The sequence below is a fragment of the Hydrogenophaga intermedia genome (assembly GCF_000723405.1).
Classification (GTDB): Bacteria; Pseudomonadota; Gammaproteobacteria; order Burkholderiales; family Burkholderiaceae_C; genus Hydrogenophaga; species Hydrogenophaga intermedia.
Map to the genome: position 1 here is coordinate 42,666 of NZ_CCAE010000020.1, position 15,612 is coordinate 58,277.

A 15,612-nucleotide genomic window follows, 5' to 3' on the forward strand; every position below is an offset into this window, starting at 1 on the left:
TTCATGCGCTTCGCGCTCGCCCTGATCCCGCTGCTGTTCCTGGCGCTCGTCGCCGTGGCGCCCGTGGCGCGCCTGCTGGCCGAGGGCTGGGGCACGGGCGAACTCGGCTTCTGGGCCTTGTGGGCCGACGACTACTTGCGCGGCCGCGTGCTGTGGTCGCTGGCGCAGGCGGGCATCACCTCGGTGGCGGCGTTGCTCGTCGGCGTGCCGCTGGCCTGGGTGCTCGCACGCATTGAGTTCACCGGCCGCGCCCTGGTGCTGCGCGCGCTGATGCTGCCCTTCGTGGTGCCCACGCTGGTGGCGGCCATGGGCGTGCTGGCGCTGGCCGGGCCGCGTGGCGTGCTGGGCGTCGACGGCTCTGGCACGCCCTGGCTTCTGCTGTACGGCAACCTGTTCTTCAACCTGTGCCTGGTGGTGCGCGCGGGTGTGGAGGCCTTCGAGCACGTGAGCGGCACGCGCGTGGCCGCCGCGCGCACGCTGGGCGCCTCGCCCTGGCGCGTGTTCCGGCGCGTCGAATGGCCCGAGGCGCGGCCCTGGCTCGCTTCAGCCGCTTGCCTGGTGTTCCTGTACTGCCTCTCGGGTTTCGGGCTGGCGCTGGTGCTGGGCGGGCAGCGCTGGGCCACGGCCGAGGTGGAGATCTACACCCTGGTGGCGCACGAACTGGCGCTGGGCCAGGCCGGTGTGCTGGCGGTGTGGATGCTGCTGCTCAACGGCGCGGTGGCGCTGATCTACGCCTTCATCGAACAGCGCCTGGCCGCGCCCGCGCGTGCGGTGCCCATCCCGCTCCGCGCGGTGGCTTCACGCGGCGATCGCCTGGCCGTGGCGGCGCTGCATGCCACGCTGTTCGCGCTGGCCGGGGCGCCGCTGCTGGCCTTGCTGTTGCGCACCGCGCCCGCGCTGCTCGACGGCGCGGCCTGGGCCGTGCTGCGCGATCCTGCCACGCTGCAGGCCCTGTTCAACACGCTGCGCTTCAGCGCCATGGCGCTCGCGCTGGCCCTGGTGCTGGGCGTGGCGCACGCGCTGTCGGCGCAGGGCTTGCGGCGCCTGGGCCTGGCCTGGCGCGCGGCGGCCTTCCTGCCCTTCGTGGTGTCGCCCGTCACGGTGGCCTTCGGGCTCTTGCTGCTCTACCCGGCATTCACCGCCAGCCTGCCGCTGTTGGTGGCCGCCTACGCGCTCATCGCCTACCCCTTCATCGCGCGCGCCCTGGCCGCCGCGCTGGATGCGCTGCCGCCGTCGCTGGCGCAGGCGGCGGCCACGCTGGGCGCCTCGCCCGCGCGTGTGGCCTGGCGCGTCACCCTGCCGCTGGTGGCACCCGCGTTGCGGCGCGGCACCGCCTTTGCCGCCGCCACCATGCTCGGCGAATTCGCGGTCTCGCTCTTTTTGTCGAGGCCCGAATGGCTCACGCTCACCACCCTGATCCACCAACGCCTGGGCCGCCCGGGCGAGACCAACCTGCAGGCCGCGCTGGTGCTGGCGCTGCTGCTGCTGGCGCTCGCCCTTGCGGCCTTCGTGCTCATTGAAGGCGGCACGCGCCGCCAGGCACCACCCCATGCTCGAACTGCGTGACATCCACCTGCGCTGGGACCGGCGCCCGCTGCTCGACGGCGTGAACCTGCGCGTGGACGCGGGCCACACCGTGGCGTTGCTCGGGCCCTCGGGCAGTGGCAAGAGCACGCTGCTCAAGATCGTGGCCGGCATCGAGACGCCCGAGCGTGGCAGCGTGTGGTTCGACGGCGAGGACATCACGCGCACGCCGCCGCACCGGCGCGGCTTCGCGCTCATGTTCCAGGACTTCGCGCTGTTCCCGCACCTGGACGTGCGCGACAACGTGGCCTTCGGGCTCGTCGAACAGCGCGTGCCCCGGCGCGAGGCGCGCGAGCGCGCGCAGGCCCTGCTCACGCGCTTCGGCCTGGGTGCGCACGCCCAGGCGCGGGTGTGGACACTCTCGGGCGGCGAGCAGCAGCGTGTGGCGCTGGCGCGCGCGCTCATCACGCAGCCGCGCGCGCTGCTGCTCGACGAACCCTTTTCCGCGCTGGACGCCGCGCTGCGCGAGCAACTGCGCGCCGAGTTTCGCGATCGCATCGCGGAGGCCGGCATGGCCGCCATCCTCGTCACGCACGACGAGGCCGAGGCGCGCGCGATGGCGCAGCAGGGCTGGGGACTGCACGAGGGCAAGCTGCGCTCGCTGTGGTGAGCTAAGCTGTGCCCGCACCCGATCGGGGTGGTCACCGGAGCACGCGCATGGGCTGGTTTTCCAAGGCACCCACGGGGTTCTTCCTCAGCACCACCACGCCCCCGGGCGTGGAACGCGGCCAGATGCTGGGCGTGGTGCACGGCGAGGCCATCATCGGCGCCAACATCTTCCGCGACATGTTCTCCTCCATCCGCGACGTGGTGGGCGGCCGAGCGGGCGGCTACGAGCGTGCCCTCTCGGGCGCGCGCGACGCGGCCGTCGAAGACCTCATCGAGTCCGCGAAGGAACTGGGCGCCAACGGCGTCATCGGCATCGACTTCGACTACGAGGTGCTCGGCGAGGCCAACGGCATGATGATGGTGGCGGTGAGCGGGACGGCGGTGAAGCTGTGACTGTGTGCGTTATATTGCACTGAATTTTGTGCAGATTTCAGTACTTCCAGGAGCATTTCATGCCGCTACATGTCAGTGACATCCTGCCGTTCTCGGAAGCCCGAAGCCAGTTGTCCCGCCTGGTGGACGAGGTGCAGCAGGGCGCCGAGAAAATCATCACCAAGAACGGTGAACCGGCCGTGGCGTTGATCGACGCGCGCCGGCTCGACCACTACCACCGGCTGGAGCGGGCCCGCATCCACCTGCTGTTGCTGGAAGATGTGGTCAAGGGCCTGGACGACGTGGATGCCGGACGCACCCTGCCCGCTGATGAGGCCATGAAGATGCTGCGCCAGCGCCGTCGCGGGTCCAAGGCCTGATGCGCATCCGCTTCACCGCCAACGTCCTGGCCAATCTGGACGCCATCGACGCTTTTCTGATCGAGAACGGAAACCCTTACGGCCATGACGGCTTGCTGGCGGAACTGGAGGACGTCGTGCTGCCCAACCTTCAACGGTTTCCGCGCATGGGCCGCTTGTTTATCGAGCGCGTGCCCGACAGCGTCGAAGCGCAGCGTCTGCATGAGGCCATCACGCGGCGCCTGTCGCCGGGTGACCAGATCCGCGAGTACGTGATGGACGACCACCTGTTGCTCTATCGCGTGAACGACCAGGGCGTCGACCTGCTGGCCATTCGCCACCACAAGCAACTGGCGTTCGACATGCAGGACTTCCTGCACACGCCTCGCTGAGGACGCGGAAGCGATCCGCCGCCGGGCCGTCCCAAGGCGGATCAGCCCCCTCGGGGGGCAGCGACCCGCGCAGCGGCGGAGCGTGGGGGCACGATCGATCCGCCGCCGGGCCGTCCCAAGGCGGATCAGCCCCCTCGGGGGGGGCAGCGACCCGCGCAGCGGCGGAGCGTGGGGGCACGACCGATCCGCCGCCGGGCCGCCCCAAGGCGGATCAGCCCCCTCGGGGGGCAGCGACCCGCGCAGCGGCGGAGCGTGGGGGCATCGCTTCAAGCCTCGATCTGCATCGCCGGCCGCGCCTGCACCCGCGCCAGCCAGGCCTGCACGTTCGGGTGCTTGTCGATCGGCGCGCCGATGTACGCGCTGTAGCCGATCACCGAACCCACCGACAGATCCACCAGCGAGTACGCCTCGCCCAGCATCCAGGGCTGGCGGGCCAGGCGCGCGTCGATCAGGGCCAGCAACTGGTCCATGGCCTGGTGGCCGGCTTGGCCGTGGGCGTCGTCGGGTGTTCCCATGTCGCGCGCGGCCTGCAGGCGGATGAGCTGCGCGCCGTAGGTGACGTAGGCCCAGGTGCACCACGAGAACGCCTGCAACTGCGCCGGCGTGCCCGCGGCCGGCCACAGGCCGCGCTCCACGCCGTAGCGCTCGCCCAGCCACAGCTCCATGGCCAGGGCCTCGAACATCGGTGCGCCGTCCACCGTCATCGTGGGCACCTTGCCGTTGGGGTTGAGCGCCAGGAATTCGGGACGGCGCTGTTCGCCGGTGGTGATGTCGACCTTCACGCGCTCGTGCGGCACGCCCAGTTCGGCGAGGGCGCAGGCGATGGGGGTGGCGCTGGACATGGGGTGCCAGTAGAGGACGAGGGACATGGCGGGCTCCTGAAATGAAGGGGTTGAAACCGGGCCGGCAGGCGCCGGATCCGTGGGACGGACTGTCTCAGCCATTGCGGACAGAATCCGCCCTCGATAAGAGCTAGAGTGCGTTCCATGCTGAGTTCGTCTTCCCGATTGCTGCGGCTGCTCTCTCTGCTGCAGACGCGGCGCCACTGGAGCGGCGCCGAACTGGCCGAGCGGCTGGCGGTGAACCCGCGCACCTTGCGTCGCGATATTGATCGCCTGCGCGAACTGGGCTACCCCATCCACGCCAGCAGCGGCGTGGCCGGCGGCTACGCGTTTCGCGCCGGGCAGGCGCTGCCGCCGCTGCTGCTGGACGACGAGGAAGCGCAGGCCGTTGCCATCGCCCTGCAGACCGCCGCGGCCGGCACGGTGAGCGGGGTGGAGGAGGGCTCGCTGCGCGCGCTGGTGAAGCTGGAGCAGGTGATGCCCGCGCGCCTGCGCCGGCGCCTGGAGGCGCTGCGGTCGACCATCCTGCCGCTGGAGAGCCTGCGGCCCACTGTGGACGCGGGCGCGCTCGCCAGCCTGGCGCTGGCCTGCCGAGACCAGTTGCGCGTTGCCTTCGCCTACCGCGACAGCCGGGGCCAGGACACGGCGCGCACGGTGGAGCCGCAAGGCCTGGTGCACACCGGCAGCCGCTGGTACCTGGTGGCCTGGGACCCGGCGCGCGAGGACTGGCGCACCTTTCGCCTGGACCGCATCGAAGGCGCGCCGACGCCAGGCCCGCACTTCGCGCCGCGCGCGGGGCCCGAGGGCGGTGACCTGCGCGCCTACGTGTCGCGCTCGATCGGGGTGTCGGCCTACGTGGAGCAGGCGCGCGTGGTGCTGCACAAGCCCCTGGCCGAGATGGCGCGGCAGATTCCGCCCACGGCGGCGCGGCTGGAAGCGCTGGACGACGCGCGCTGCGTGATGCACAGCGGCGCGAACCACCTGGAGTCGCTGGCCTACTGGCTGATGGCGCTGGACGTGGAGTTCGAGGTGCTGGAGCCGCCCACGCTCAAGGCCCTGCTGGAGAAGGCGAACGCGCGCGTGGCGCGGGCGCTGGCGCGGTCGGCGGGAGGGCCGGGCTGAGCCTCACCCCCCACGCAGCGCCTTCAACAACTTCTGCCCCGCGCGCCCATTGGCCTCCCAGCCCAGCCGCGTCTGTTCGGCCCGCACGGCGGTGCGCGTCTTCTCGCCCAGCAGACCATCCACCTCGCCGATGTCGTGTCCGCGCGCGAGCAGCAGGGTCTGCAACTCGCGGCGCTCGGCGCGCGTGAGGCCCAGGTCGTCGGTGGGCCAGGGCGTCACGAAGGGGCCACCGCCGCGCAGGCGGTCAGCCAGGTGGGCGATGGCCAGGCCGTAGCTCTCGGCCGCGTTGTAGCTGTAGATGGCGTCGAAGTTGCGCGTGACGAGGAAAGCCGGGCCCTTGGCGCCCGCGGGCGTGAGCAGGCCCAGGCTCAACTCGGGCGGCACAGGCGTGCCGTCGATGCGTGTGACGCCGCGCGCGGCCCATTCGGTGCCGGGGCGCTTGGTGCGCCGGCCTTCGCCCAGCACGGACATGCCCTCGGGGAGCTTCACCTCGAAGCCCCAGGGCAGGTCGTTGCGCCAACCCGCGCGCTGCAGGAAGTTCGCGGTGGAGGCCAGCGCGTCGGGGATGCTGTCGATCAGGTCGGCGCGGCCATCGCCATCGAAGTCCACCGCCAGGCGCTCATAGGTGCTGGGCATGAACTGCGTGTGGCCGAAGGCGCCGGCCCAGGAGCCCTGCAAGCGCTCGGGCGGGAAGTGCCCGGCCTGCAGCAGGCGCAGCGCGGAATAGAACTCGGTGCGGAAGTAGGCCTGGCGCCGGCCGAAGCACGACAGCGTGGCCAGCGACTGCACGATGGGCGTCTTGCCGAAGCCCTGGCCGTAGTTGCTCTCCACGCCCCACACGGCCACCACGGTGGCCGGGTCCACGCCATAGCGCTGCTGCACGCGTTGCAACAACTCGGTGTTGGCCTGCAGGCGCTGCGCGCCTTCGTCCACGCGCTGCGGGTCCACCAGCACGGTGAGGTAGTCCCAGATCGGCGTCTTGAACTCGGGTTGCGCGTCCAGGTTGCCGATGACCGACATCATGGGTTGCAGCGTGTCGGTGTGGGCGCGGTAGGTGGTCTCGTTGACGCCGTTGGCCTGGGCCGTGGGGCGCAGGCCGTTCAGGCACTGGCGGAAATCGCTGTCGTTGGTTTGGGCGAAGGCGGGGGCCGCCAGGGTGGCCAGTGCGGCCGTGAAGCAGAGGGTGCTGAGTCGTTGCATGGGGATGGGGTCACCCGGGGGCGGAAAAGTTCAGGTGGGCGTCGGATCAGGCCGGCCAGGTGCTGCCGTGCTCGGGCACCAGCGCGGGCCAGCCCAGTTCATGTTCGACGCGCAGGCGCAGTGCGTCGGCGGCATCCATGTCGCCGTGCGTGACGAAGGTGCGCCGCGGCGCCTGCGGCAGGGAGCGCAGCCAGGCCATGAGTTGATCGGCGTCAGCGTGTGCGGAGCCGGCGGTGAGTTGCACCACCTCGGCACGCACCGGCCATTGCTGGCCGAAGATGCGCAGGCTTTTGACGCCGCCGGCCAGCAGTGCGCCGCGCGTGCCCGGGGCCTGGTAGCCGGCGAGCACCACCATGGCGCGGTGGTCGTGCAGGTGCTGCGTGAGGTGATGCAGCACGCGCCCGCCCGTGGCCATCCCGCTGGCGGCCAGGATCACCTTGGGTCCGTGACGTTGCGCGATGGCCTTGGACTGCTCCACGCTGGTCACCAGGTGCGCGGTGCGTTCCATCTCGCGGCATTGCGCGGCGTCCAGGCGGTGTTGGCCCACATGGCGCTCGTACAGCTCGGTGGTCGCCACGGCCATGGGGCTGTCAAGGTAAACCGGCAGGCCGTGCGGCAGATCGCCACGGGCCTTCAGGCGCGCAATGGCCAGCAGCACGGCCTGCGCGCGGCCCACCGCGAACACCGGCACCACGGCCGTGCCGCCGCGCGCGGCCGCGCGCGCGAGCGCCGGGCCCAGTTCGGCGAGCAGGTCTTCCGTCGGGTGCAGGCGGTTGCCGTAGGTGGACTCGCACACCACCACGTCAGCCGCGGGCGGCGGCTCGGGTGGCAGCATCAGTGCGTCGTCGGGCCGGCCCAGGTCGCCCGAGAACAGGAGGCGGCGCCCACCCACTTCCAGCAACACGCTGGCCGCGCCGAGGATGTGGCCCGCGCCGCTGAAGTGGGCTGTCCAGCCGGGCAGGGGCTGGAAAGCCTCGTGCGGGCGTGCCGTGTGCAGCAACTTCAGGCTGCGGCGTGCATCGTCTTCGGTGTACAGGGGCAGGGCCGGGTGGTGCTTGCTGAAGCCCTTGCGGTTGGCGTATTCGGCTTCTTCTTCCTGCAGGTGCCCGCTGTCGGGCAGCATCACGTGCAGCAAGTCGCGCGTGGCCGAGGTGCACCAGGCCTTGCCCTTGAAGCCCTGCTTGGCCAGCAGCGGGAAATGGCCACTGTGGTCGATGTGCGCGTGCGTGAGCAGCACGGCGCCGATGTCGCCCGGCGGTACAGCCAGGGGTTCGCGGTTGCGCAAACGGTATTGCTTGTAGCCCTGGAAGAGACCGCAATCCACCAGCAAGCGCTGGCCGTTGTGCTCCACGAGGTACTTGGAGCCGGTGACGGTGCCCGCGCCGCCGAGAAAACGAATGCTCACGCCCATGCGGGGCATCTTAGCCGCGCACTCGTGGGCGGCCGATTCACACCGCGTCAGGCCAGGGCGCTGTCCAGCCAGATCATGAAGATGAAGCCCGCCAGCAACGTTGCGCTGGCCGCGCCTTCGAAGCCGTTGCGGTGCGTCTCGGGAATGATCTCGTGGCTCACCACGAAGATCATGGCGCCGGCGGCCAGCGCCAGGCCCAGCGGGTAGAACACCGGCACGCTGCCCAGCACCACCACGCCCAGCAAGGCGCCCAGCGGTTCGGCCAGGCCGGTGAGGGCGGCCACGCCCCAGGCCTTGCCCGCGCTCAGGCCCAGGGTGCGCAGGGCCATGGCCACGATCAGGCCTTCGGGCATGTTCTGCAGTCCGATGGCCAGGGCCACGGCGGCGCCGTCGTGCACGGCGTCGTCGCCGGCCGGGCCCGCGTAGGCCGCGCCCACGGCCAGGCCTTCGGGCACGTTGTGGATCATCAGGGCCAGCACCATCAGCCAGGCGCGCTGCGAGGCCGCGTCGCGCGGCAGCCAGGCGCTGGTGTGGGTGTTGGCGGCCGGCGGCAGCACGGCGTGTTCGTGGGGCAGGGCGCGGTCGATGGCGAGCATCATTCCCATGCCCAGGGCCAGGCCGGCACCGCTGAGCAGGGCGCTCCAGCCGCCATCGCCCACCAGGGCGCGGCTGGCGTCCAGCGAGGGCAGCAGCAAGGCGAAGACCGCCGCCGCCAGCATGACCCCGGCCGAGAAAGCCATGAAGGCCGATTCCTGCCGCTTGCCGATGCGCTGCACCACGAACACCGGCAGCGCGCCCACGGCGGTGGCCACGGCCGCCAGCAGCGAGGCCTGCACGCCCGCCACCAGGGCGCTGCCACCCTCCACCGCCAACCACCAGGCGCGCGTGGGCGCCCAGAAGGTGGAGCCGGCCGCGATGCCGGCCATCACCAGCAGGCCAGCCGCCAGCGCCAGCAGCGCGTTGCGCAGGGCGTGGGCGGGCACGGGCAACTCGAGCTGCTGCAACTGGGCCCAGACGGGCTGGATCTGGCGGATGAGGGTGGACATGGGATGGCTCGATGAAAATGAGCGGTTAGTTTGGCAAAAACTATCGAAGATGACCAATCGATGTTGACAATCGCGCACATAGGACTTCGCGACCCCCCCTCGACACAAGGAAGGACAAGTGATGCGACTCAAAGGCTCCTGCCATTGCGGCAAGGTCCGCTTCACCGTGGAATCGCACGAGCCCGTTCCCTTCATGCGCTGCTACTGCTCCATCTGCCGCAAGACCGCGGGCGCGGGCGGCTACGCCATCAACCTCGGGGCGGCGGTGCAGGGCATGAAGGTGAAGGGCAAGCGCCACTTGCGCATCTACCGGGCCCGGTTGCCCGCGGACGACGGCCAGGGCACGCACAAGAGCAGCGCGCGGCGCTACTTCTGCGGCCTCTGCGGCAGCGCGCTGTGGCTGTGGGACCCGACCTGGCCCGAGCTGGTGCACCCGCACGCCAGCGCCATCGATACGCCGCTGCCCGTGCCGCCAGAGAACGTGCACTGCATGGTCGGCTCGCGGGCGCCCTGGGTACGCGTGGAAGGTGGCATGGACGATCCGCGCTTCGACGAGTATCCCGACATGTCGTTGGCCGAATGGCACCGCGACAAGGGCCTGAGCGCCTGAGAAGGTGTGAAAACACCGCACCCCCCCTGTCGTTCCAACTCGATCACCTCATGATCCTCTGCGCTGCCGCGCGGTCCGCCAGCGCGTGGGCGCGCGCCAGGCGGTCGCGCAGGGCGGGGTGCGTGGGCTCGGGCGGCAGGCCCATGCCCGGCAGTGCCGGCGCGTGCAGCTTGGCCAGCACGCGCGGCATGGCCCGCGGGTCGCGGCCCGCAAGCCGCAACAGCGCGATGCCGCGCGCGTCGGCCAGCAATTCCTGTTCGTGCAGCAGCTCGATGGCGTCGTGCGCCACGCTTGAATCGGGCCGCAGCGTGGCCAGGCGGGCGCGCACCTGGGCGATGCCGGTCTGCATAATGCCCACACGCAGTTGCATATCGCAGGCTTCGGCCAGGCCATCTCGCACTTCGACGTGGGCCAGTTCGTGCGCGATCACGGCTGCGAGCTCGTCCTCGTTGAGGCCGTGGCGCGGGTCCCACAGGGCGTTGGCGAGGATGACCACGCCGTGATCGGCCGCGAAGGCGTTGAGCTCGCGGTCGTTCAGCACCAGCAACTTCACCGGCGGGCGTTCGCGCAGGCTCGGCGATGCGGCCACGAGCTGGTCCAGGATCGTCTGCAAGCGTGGTGGCACGGGCAATGCCGGGCGGTCTCGCATCAGGGTCGCGATCTGTTCCTCGTCGAGTTCGCGCTGCTCGGCGGTGCGTTGCGCATCGTCGTGGCAGGCCGGCTGCGCCGCGGTCGGCCAGGCGATTCCCCATCCTGCCAGCAGCAGAACCGTTTCCATGAAACGACGTATACGGTTCATACGATTTATACCGTTCGATAGCGCCGTTGTACGCCTGTTCGGGCGCCGTGAACAGGGGCAAAGAAAAAGCGACGCCTGGGCGTCGCTTTTTCTTGGGGTCGGGTGCAGTCAGCTGAAGAAATCCTTCGCCTTCTCGAACCACCCCTTGTCGTTCGGGCTGTGCTTGTGCCCGCCCTTCTTGAAGGACTCGTCGAGTTCCTTCAGCAGCTTGCGCTGGTGCTCGGTGAGCTTCACCGGCGTCTCCACCGCCACGTGGCAGTACAGGTCACCGGGGTAGCTGCTGCGCACGCCCTTGATGCCCTTGCCGCGCAGTCGGAAGGTCTTGCCGCTCTGCGTGCCTTCGGGCAGGTCTATGGTGGCCTTGCCTTGCAGCGTGGGCACGTCGATCTCGCCGCCCAGGGCGGCGATGGTCATGCTCACGGGCACCTGGCAGTGCAGGTCGTCGCCGTCGCGCTCGAAGATGTCGTGCTTGCGCAGGCGGATCTCGATGTAGAGGTCACCCGCCGGGCCGCCGTTCTGGCCGGGCTCACCGTTGCCGGTGGAGCGGATGCGCTGGCCGTCGTCGATGCCGGCCGGGATCTTGATCTCCAGCGTCTTCTGGCGCTTGATCTTGCCCTGCCCGTGGCAGGTGGTGCAGGGCTCGGGGATGACCTTGCCGCGCCCCTGGCAGGTGGGGCAGGTCTGCTGCACGCTGAAGAAGCCCTGGCGCATCTGCACCACGCCCTGGCCGTGGCAGGTGCCGCAAGTCTTGGCGCTGGTGCCGGGCTTGGCGCCGCTGCCGTGGCAGGTGTCGCAGTCGTCCCAGCTGGGGATGCGGATCTGCGTTTCCTTGCCGTTGGCGGCCTCTTCCAGGCTGATCTCCATGGCGTAGGACAGGTCCGCGCCGCGGTACACCTGCCGGCCGCCTGCGCCGCCGCGGCGCGCGCCACCGAAGATGTCGCCGAAGATGTCGCCGAAGGCGTCACCGAAACCGCCGAAGCCCTCGGCGCCGCCCGGGCCGCCGCGCATGTTGGGGTCGACGCCGGCGTGGCCGTACTGGTCGTAGGCGGCCTTCTTCTGCGCGTCCGAGAGCATCTCGTAGGCCTCCTTGGCCTCCTTGAATTTCTCTTCGGCGCCCTTGGCCGCATCGCCCTGGTTGCGGTCGGGGTGGTGCTTCATCGCGAGCTTGCGGTACGCCTTCTTGATCTCCTCGTCGGAGGCGTTCTTGGGCACGCCGAGCACTTCGTAATAGTCGCGTTTGGCCATGGTCTCTGGGGCTTGTGTTTGAACACGAACGCCGCGTCAGCTTGCGCGGACGCGGCGGTGTGGCGGATGTCGCGGCGCGATCAGCCTTTCTTGACTTCCTTCACCTCGGCGTCGACGACGTCGTCATCGGCCGGCCTGGCGGCCTGCGGCTGGGCGTCGGCGGCCCCCGCCTCGGCACCGGCCTGTTCGGCCTGCTGCGCGGCGTAGACCTTCTCGCCCAGCTTCTGGCTGGCGGTCATCAGCTCGGTGGTCTTGGCCTCGATCGCGTCCTTGTCCTCGCCCTGGACGGCTTCTTCCAGGGCCTTGATCGCGTCCTCGATGGCAGACTTCTCGCCGGCCTCGAGCTTGTCGCCGTGCTCGCCCAGGCTCTTCTTCACGCTGTGCACCATGGCCTCGGCCTGGTTGCGCGACTGCACGAGCTCGACCTTCTTCTTGTCCTCGGCCGCGTTGAGCTCGGCGTCCTTCACCATCTGCTGGATCTCGGCTTCGGACAGGCCCGAGTTCGCCTTGATGGTGATCTTGTTTTCCTTGCCGGTGCCCTTGTCCTTGGCGCCCACGTGCAGGATGCCGTTGGCGTCGATGTCGAAGGTCACCTCGATCTGCGGCAGGCCGCGCGGCGCGGCGGGAATGCCCTCGAGGTTGAATTCGCCGAGCAGCTTGTTGCCGGCGGCGATCTCGCGCTCGCCCTGGAACACCTTGATGGTCACGGCCGGCTGGTTGTCGTCGGCGGTGGAGAACACCTGCGAGAACTTGGTCGGGATCGTGGTGTTCTTGGCGATCATCTTGGTCATGACGCCGCCCATGGTCTCGATACCGAGCGACAGCGGGGTCACGTCCAACAGCAGCACGTCCTTGCGGTCACCCGAGAGCACCTGGCCCTGGATGGCGGCACCGACGGCCACGGCTTCGTCGGGGTTCACGTCCTTGCGCGGCTCCTTGCCGAAGAACTCCTTGACCTTCTCCTGCACCTTGGGCATGCGCGTCATGCCGCCGACGAGGATGACGTCGTGGATCTCGCCCACGCTCACGCCGGCGTCCTTGATGGCCGTGCGGCAGGGCGCGATGGTGCGCTCGATCAGCTCTTCCACCAGGGCTTCGAGCTTGGCGCGCGTGAGCTTGATGTTCAGGTGCTTCGGGCCCGAGGCATCGGCCGTGATGTAGGGCAGGTTGATGTCGGTGGCGGCCGAAGACGACAGCTCGATCTTGGCCTTCTCGGCGGCTTCTTTCAGGCGCTGCAGGGCCAGCACGTCCTTGCTCAGGTCGACGCCCTGTTCCTTTTTGAACTCGGAGATGATGTGATCGATGATGCGCTGGTCGAAGTCTTCACCGCCCAGGAAGGTGTCGCCGTTGGTGGAGAGCACCTCGAACTGCTTCTCGCCATCGACGTCGGCGATCTCGATGATGGACACGTCGAAGGTGCCGCCGCCTAGGTCATACACCGCGATCTTGCGGTCGCCCTTGTCCTGCTTGTCCAGGCCGAAGGCCAGGGCCGCGGCGGTGGGCTCGTTGATGATGCGTTTCACATCGAGGCCGGCGATGCGGCCGGCGTCCTTGGTGGCCTGGCGCTGCGCGTCGTTGAAGTACGCGGGCACCGTGATCACCGCTTCGGTGACCGGCTCGCCCAGGTAGTCCTCGGCGGTCTTCTTCATCTTGCGCAGGATGTCGGCCGAGACCTGCTGGGCCGAGATCTTCTTGCCGCGCACCTCCACCCAGGCGTCGCCGTTGTCGGCGGCCACGATGGAGTAGGGCATCAGGTCGATGTCCTTCTGCACTTCCTTCTCGGCGAACTTGCGGCCGATCAGGCGCTTGATGGCGTACAGCGTGTTCTTGGGGTTGGTGACGGCCTGGCGCTTGGCCGAGGCGCCGACCAGCACCTCACCGTCTTCCTGGTAGGCGACGATCGATGGCGTGGTGCGTGCACCCTCGCTGTTCTCAATCACCTTGGTGTTGTTGCCTTCCATGATGGCCACGCACGAGTTCGTGGTGCCGAGGTCGATGCCGATGATGCGTCCCATGGGTTTCTCCGTCCGAATGTGGAAATGCTTGTGAAAGCGATGTGCGAAAGGTGTGGATAAGCGGTGGGCTTTTCAAGTCCGGATGTGGACAAGTTATTTGGGCGCCGCCACGGTGACCAGGGCCGGGCGCAGCACGCGATCGGCGATGAGGTAGCCCTTCTGGAGCACCGTGACCACGGTGTTGGGCTCCTGGTCGGCTGGCACCATGCTGATCGCCTGGTGCTGGTGGGGGTCGAACTTGCTGCCGGCGACGGGCGCGATCTGCACGACCTTGTGGCGCTCCAGCGCGCTCTTGAGCTGCTTGAGCGTGGCCTCGGTGCCTTCGCGCAACTGCTCGCGCGTGGCCTCCTGGACGGCCAGGCCGGCTTCCAGGCTGTCGGCCACGGCCAGCAGGCTCTCGGCGAAGCTCTCCACCGCGAACTTGCGGGCCTTGCTGACTTCTTCCTCGGCGCGGCGGCGGGCGTTCTCGGCCTCGGCCTTGGCGCGCAGGTACTGGTCGGCCAGATCGGTGTTCTGCGCCTTCAGGGTGACCAGTTCGGCCTGCAGGCCGGCCTGTGCCTCGGCCTCGCCGGCCGCCTGGGCGGCTTCGGCCTCTTCGGGGCTCACTGGCATCTGTGGCGCGGTGTTGTCCTGGGGCGGCGGGGCGTTGGGGGGCGTCTGGCTCATCGTTGCGGTGGTTCTTGCGGTTCGTGAACAGGGGTGTCTGGGGGCGGTTTGCCCGACAAGTCGGGCACATGGGGCCGGTTTGGCGGAATTCAAGGGGCGCCCGTGCGCCAGGGGTTCGCGGGGCAGAATCGGCGGTTTTTACCGCCAACGAACCTCAGCATGAAACTGATCCGCCACGGCCTGCCCGGCGCCGAGTCTCCCGGTCTGATCGACGCCAGCGGCACGCCGCGCGACCTTTCGGGGGTAGTGGCCGACATCGCGCCGGCCACGCTGGGCCCGGATTCTATGGCCCGACTGGCCGCGCTCGACCCTTTGAAGCTGCCGCCCGTGCCCTCGGGCACCCGCCTGGGGCCCTGCGTGGGCGGGGTGGGCAACGTCATCGGCATCGGCCTGAACTACGCCGACCACGCCGCCGAGGCGGGCCTGAAGGTGCCGGGCGAGCCCATCGTCTTCAACAAGCACGCGGGCGCCCTCAGCGGGCCGAACGACGATGTCTGGCTGCCGCCGGGCGCGCTCAAGCTCGACTGGGAGGTCGAGTTGGGCGTGGTCATCGGCCAGCGGGCCTTTCACGTGGGCGAGGGGGAGGCCCTGTCGCACGTGGCCGGCTACTGCCTGCTCAATGACGTGTCCGAGCGGGCCTACCAGATCGAACATGAGGGCCAATGGGTGAAGGGCAAGAGTTACCCCACGCATTGCCCCATCGGCCCCTGGCTGGTGACGCCCGACGAACTGGGCGACCCGCAGGACGTGGAACTGTGGCTGGAGGTGAATGGCACGCGCCGCCAGAACGGCAGCACGCGCACCATGGTGTTCGGCGTGGCCACGCTGGTGAGCTACCTGAGCCGCTTCATGGCCCTGCAGCCCGGCGACGTGATCGCCACCGGCACGCCCCCCGGCGTGGGCATGGGGCACAAGCCGCCGCTGTACCTGAAGGCGGGCGACGTGATGGTGCTGGGCGGGCGGGCGCTGGGCGAGCAGCGTCAGGTGGTGGTGAAAAGCCCGGCTTCTTAAGCCCGGGCGCGCGCCGACGGTTGGCGCTGGTGCCAGCGGCTGGCAAAGCCGCGCATTTCGCCCATGCGGCGCACCAGGTCGGCGCCTTGCGTCGTGAGGCGGTAGCCCGTGCCGTTGTGGTCGACGAGCCGCGCGGCGCGCAGTTCCTTGATGCGGGTGTTGAGCGTATTGGGCGTGACGCCGCCCACGCTGTCCTGCAGCAGGCGAAAGGTCTGCGGGTGGCCATCGGCCAGGGCCCAGAGCACGCGCATGGCGTAGCGCGATTCCAGCAGTTCGAACAGCTGGTTCACGGCTTCCTGGTCCTTGCTCATGGGCGGTCTCCTGGCGGC

17 protein-coding genes are annotated in these 15,612 nt (G+C 69.6%); 8 read left to right on the plus strand and 9 right to left on the minus strand.

Translation table 11 applies throughout. The features are described 5' to 3' along the window. Positions 1-3: 3 nt before the first annotated feature. The 5 genes from BN948_RS13170 to BN948_RS13190 are packed head-to-tail and all read left to right on the plus strand — an operon-like array spanning position 4 to position 3,316. Positions 4-1,566 carry an ABC transporter permease gene (locus tag BN948_RS13170; protein WP_009520298.1) on the plus strand — a complete coding sequence of 521 codons (1,563 nt, stop codon included), beginning with the start codon at positions 4-6 and terminating at the stop codon, positions 1,564-1,566. Then, positions 1,550-2,194 carry an ABC transporter ATP-binding protein gene (locus BN948_RS13175; RefSeq protein WP_009520300.1) on the plus strand — a complete coding sequence of 215 codons (645 nt, stop codon included), beginning with the start codon at positions 1,550-1,552 and terminating at the stop codon, positions 2,192-2,194. The genes BN948_RS13170 and BN948_RS13175 overlap by 17 nt, the downstream gene beginning before the upstream one ends. 47 nt (positions 2,195-2,241) lie before the next feature. Continuing rightward, positions 2,242-2,586, plus strand: a complete 345-nt coding sequence (locus BN948_RS13180) for a heavy metal-binding domain-containing protein (RefSeq protein WP_009520302.1) — start codon at positions 2,242-2,244, stop codon at positions 2,584-2,586. 59 nt (positions 2,587-2,645) lie between these two features. Beyond that, positions 2,646-2,945: a type II toxin-antitoxin system Phd/YefM family antitoxin gene (locus tag BN948_RS13185; protein ID WP_009520304.1), complete on the plus strand. Its 300-nt coding sequence runs from the start codon at positions 2,646-2,648 to the stop codon at positions 2,943-2,945. Beyond that, complete coding sequence (locus tag BN948_RS13190) at positions 2,945-3,316, plus strand: type II toxin-antitoxin system RelE/ParE family toxin (protein ID WP_009520305.1); 372 nt, start codon at positions 2,945-2,947, stop codon at positions 3,314-3,316. Before BN948_RS13185 ends, BN948_RS13190 begins: the two co-directional genes overlap by 1 nt. A gap of 266 nt (positions 3,317-3,582) precedes the next feature. Here BN948_RS13190 and BN948_RS13195 read toward each other — a convergent pair whose 3' ends face one another. Continuing rightward, on the minus strand, positions 3,583-4,185 hold the full coding sequence (locus BN948_RS13195) for a glutathione S-transferase family protein (protein WP_009520247.1): 603 nt from the start codon (positions 4,183-4,185) through the stop codon (positions 3,583-3,585). A 117-nt stretch (positions 4,186-4,302) separates the two neighbouring features. Between BN948_RS13195 and BN948_RS13200 the strand changes: the two genes are divergently transcribed. Further along, positions 4,303-5,280, plus strand: a complete 978-nt coding sequence (locus BN948_RS13200; protein WP_009520246.1) for a helix-turn-helix transcriptional regulator — start codon at positions 4,303-4,305, stop codon at positions 5,278-5,280. Positions 5,281-5,283: 3 nt separating this feature from the next. Here the strand turns inward: BN948_RS13200 and BN948_RS13205 are convergent, their stop codons facing one another. Genes BN948_RS13205 through BN948_RS13215 form a run of 3 tightly spaced genes read right to left on the minus strand, consistent with a single transcriptional unit; the run spans position 5,284 to position 8,937 of the window. Continuing rightward, positions 5,284-6,480 (minus strand): lytic murein transglycosylase, encoded by a 1,197-nt coding sequence (locus tag BN948_RS13205; RefSeq protein ID WP_009520245.1) that lies wholly within the window; start codon positions 6,478-6,480, stop codon positions 5,284-5,286. 46 nt (positions 6,481-6,526) lie between these two features. Next, positions 6,527-7,891 carry an MBL fold metallo-hydrolase gene (locus tag BN948_RS13210; RefSeq protein ID WP_035622059.1) on the minus strand — a complete coding sequence of 455 codons (1,365 nt, stop codon included), beginning with the start codon at positions 7,889-7,891 and terminating at the stop codon, positions 6,527-6,529. Between the two features lie 47 nt (positions 7,892-7,938). Continuing rightward, positions 7,939-8,937 (minus strand): ZIP family metal transporter, encoded by a 999-nt coding sequence (locus BN948_RS13215; RefSeq protein ID WP_009520242.1) that lies wholly within the window; start codon positions 8,935-8,937, stop codon positions 7,939-7,941. Between the two features lie 121 nt (positions 8,938-9,058). Here BN948_RS13215 and BN948_RS13220 point away from each other — a divergent pair, with 121 nt between their 5' ends. Then, entirely contained in the window at positions 9,059-9,547 is a 489-nt protein-coding gene (locus BN948_RS13220) for a GFA family protein (protein WP_009520240.1), read from the plus strand. A 43-nt stretch (positions 9,548-9,590) separates the two neighbouring features. Here BN948_RS13220 and BN948_RS13225 read toward each other — a convergent pair whose 3' ends face one another. The 4 genes from BN948_RS13225 to grpE form a co-directional block, all read right to left on the minus strand. Continuing rightward, on the minus strand, positions 9,591-10,325 hold the full coding sequence (locus BN948_RS13225; protein WP_009520239.1) for a M48 family metallopeptidase: 735 nt from the start codon (positions 10,323-10,325) through the stop codon (positions 9,591-9,593). A gap of 129 nt (positions 10,326-10,454) precedes the next feature. Continuing rightward, a complete protein-coding gene (gene dnaJ / locus BN948_RS13230; protein ID WP_009520238.1) occupies positions 10,455-11,591 on the minus strand; it encodes a molecular chaperone DnaJ in 1,137 nt (378 codons plus the stop codon). An 80-nt stretch (positions 11,592-11,671) separates the two neighbouring features. Further along, positions 11,672-13,606, minus strand: coding sequence for a molecular chaperone DnaK (gene dnaK / locus BN948_RS13235; RefSeq protein WP_009520237.1), 1,935 nt, complete (start codon positions 13,604-13,606; stop codon positions 11,672-11,674). Between the two features lie 93 nt (positions 13,607-13,699). After that, on the minus strand, positions 13,700-14,272 hold the full coding sequence (grpE, locus tag BN948_RS13240; protein WP_009520235.1) for a nucleotide exchange factor GrpE: 573 nt from the start codon (positions 14,270-14,272) through the stop codon (positions 13,700-13,702). Positions 14,273-14,431: 159 nt separating this feature from the next. Between grpE and BN948_RS13245 the strand changes: the two genes are divergently transcribed. Next, a complete protein-coding gene (locus tag BN948_RS13245; protein ID WP_009520233.1) occupies positions 14,432-15,283 on the plus strand; it encodes a fumarylacetoacetate hydrolase family protein in 852 nt (283 codons plus the stop codon). Here BN948_RS13245 and BN948_RS13250 read toward each other — a convergent pair. After that, positions 15,280-15,594, minus strand: coding sequence for a winged helix-turn-helix transcriptional regulator (locus BN948_RS13250; protein ID WP_009520232.1), 315 nt, complete (start codon positions 15,592-15,594; stop codon positions 15,280-15,282). The two genes, BN948_RS13245 and BN948_RS13250, sit on opposite strands and share 4 nt — an antisense overlap. Between the last annotated feature and the right edge of the window lie 18 nt (positions 15,595-15,612).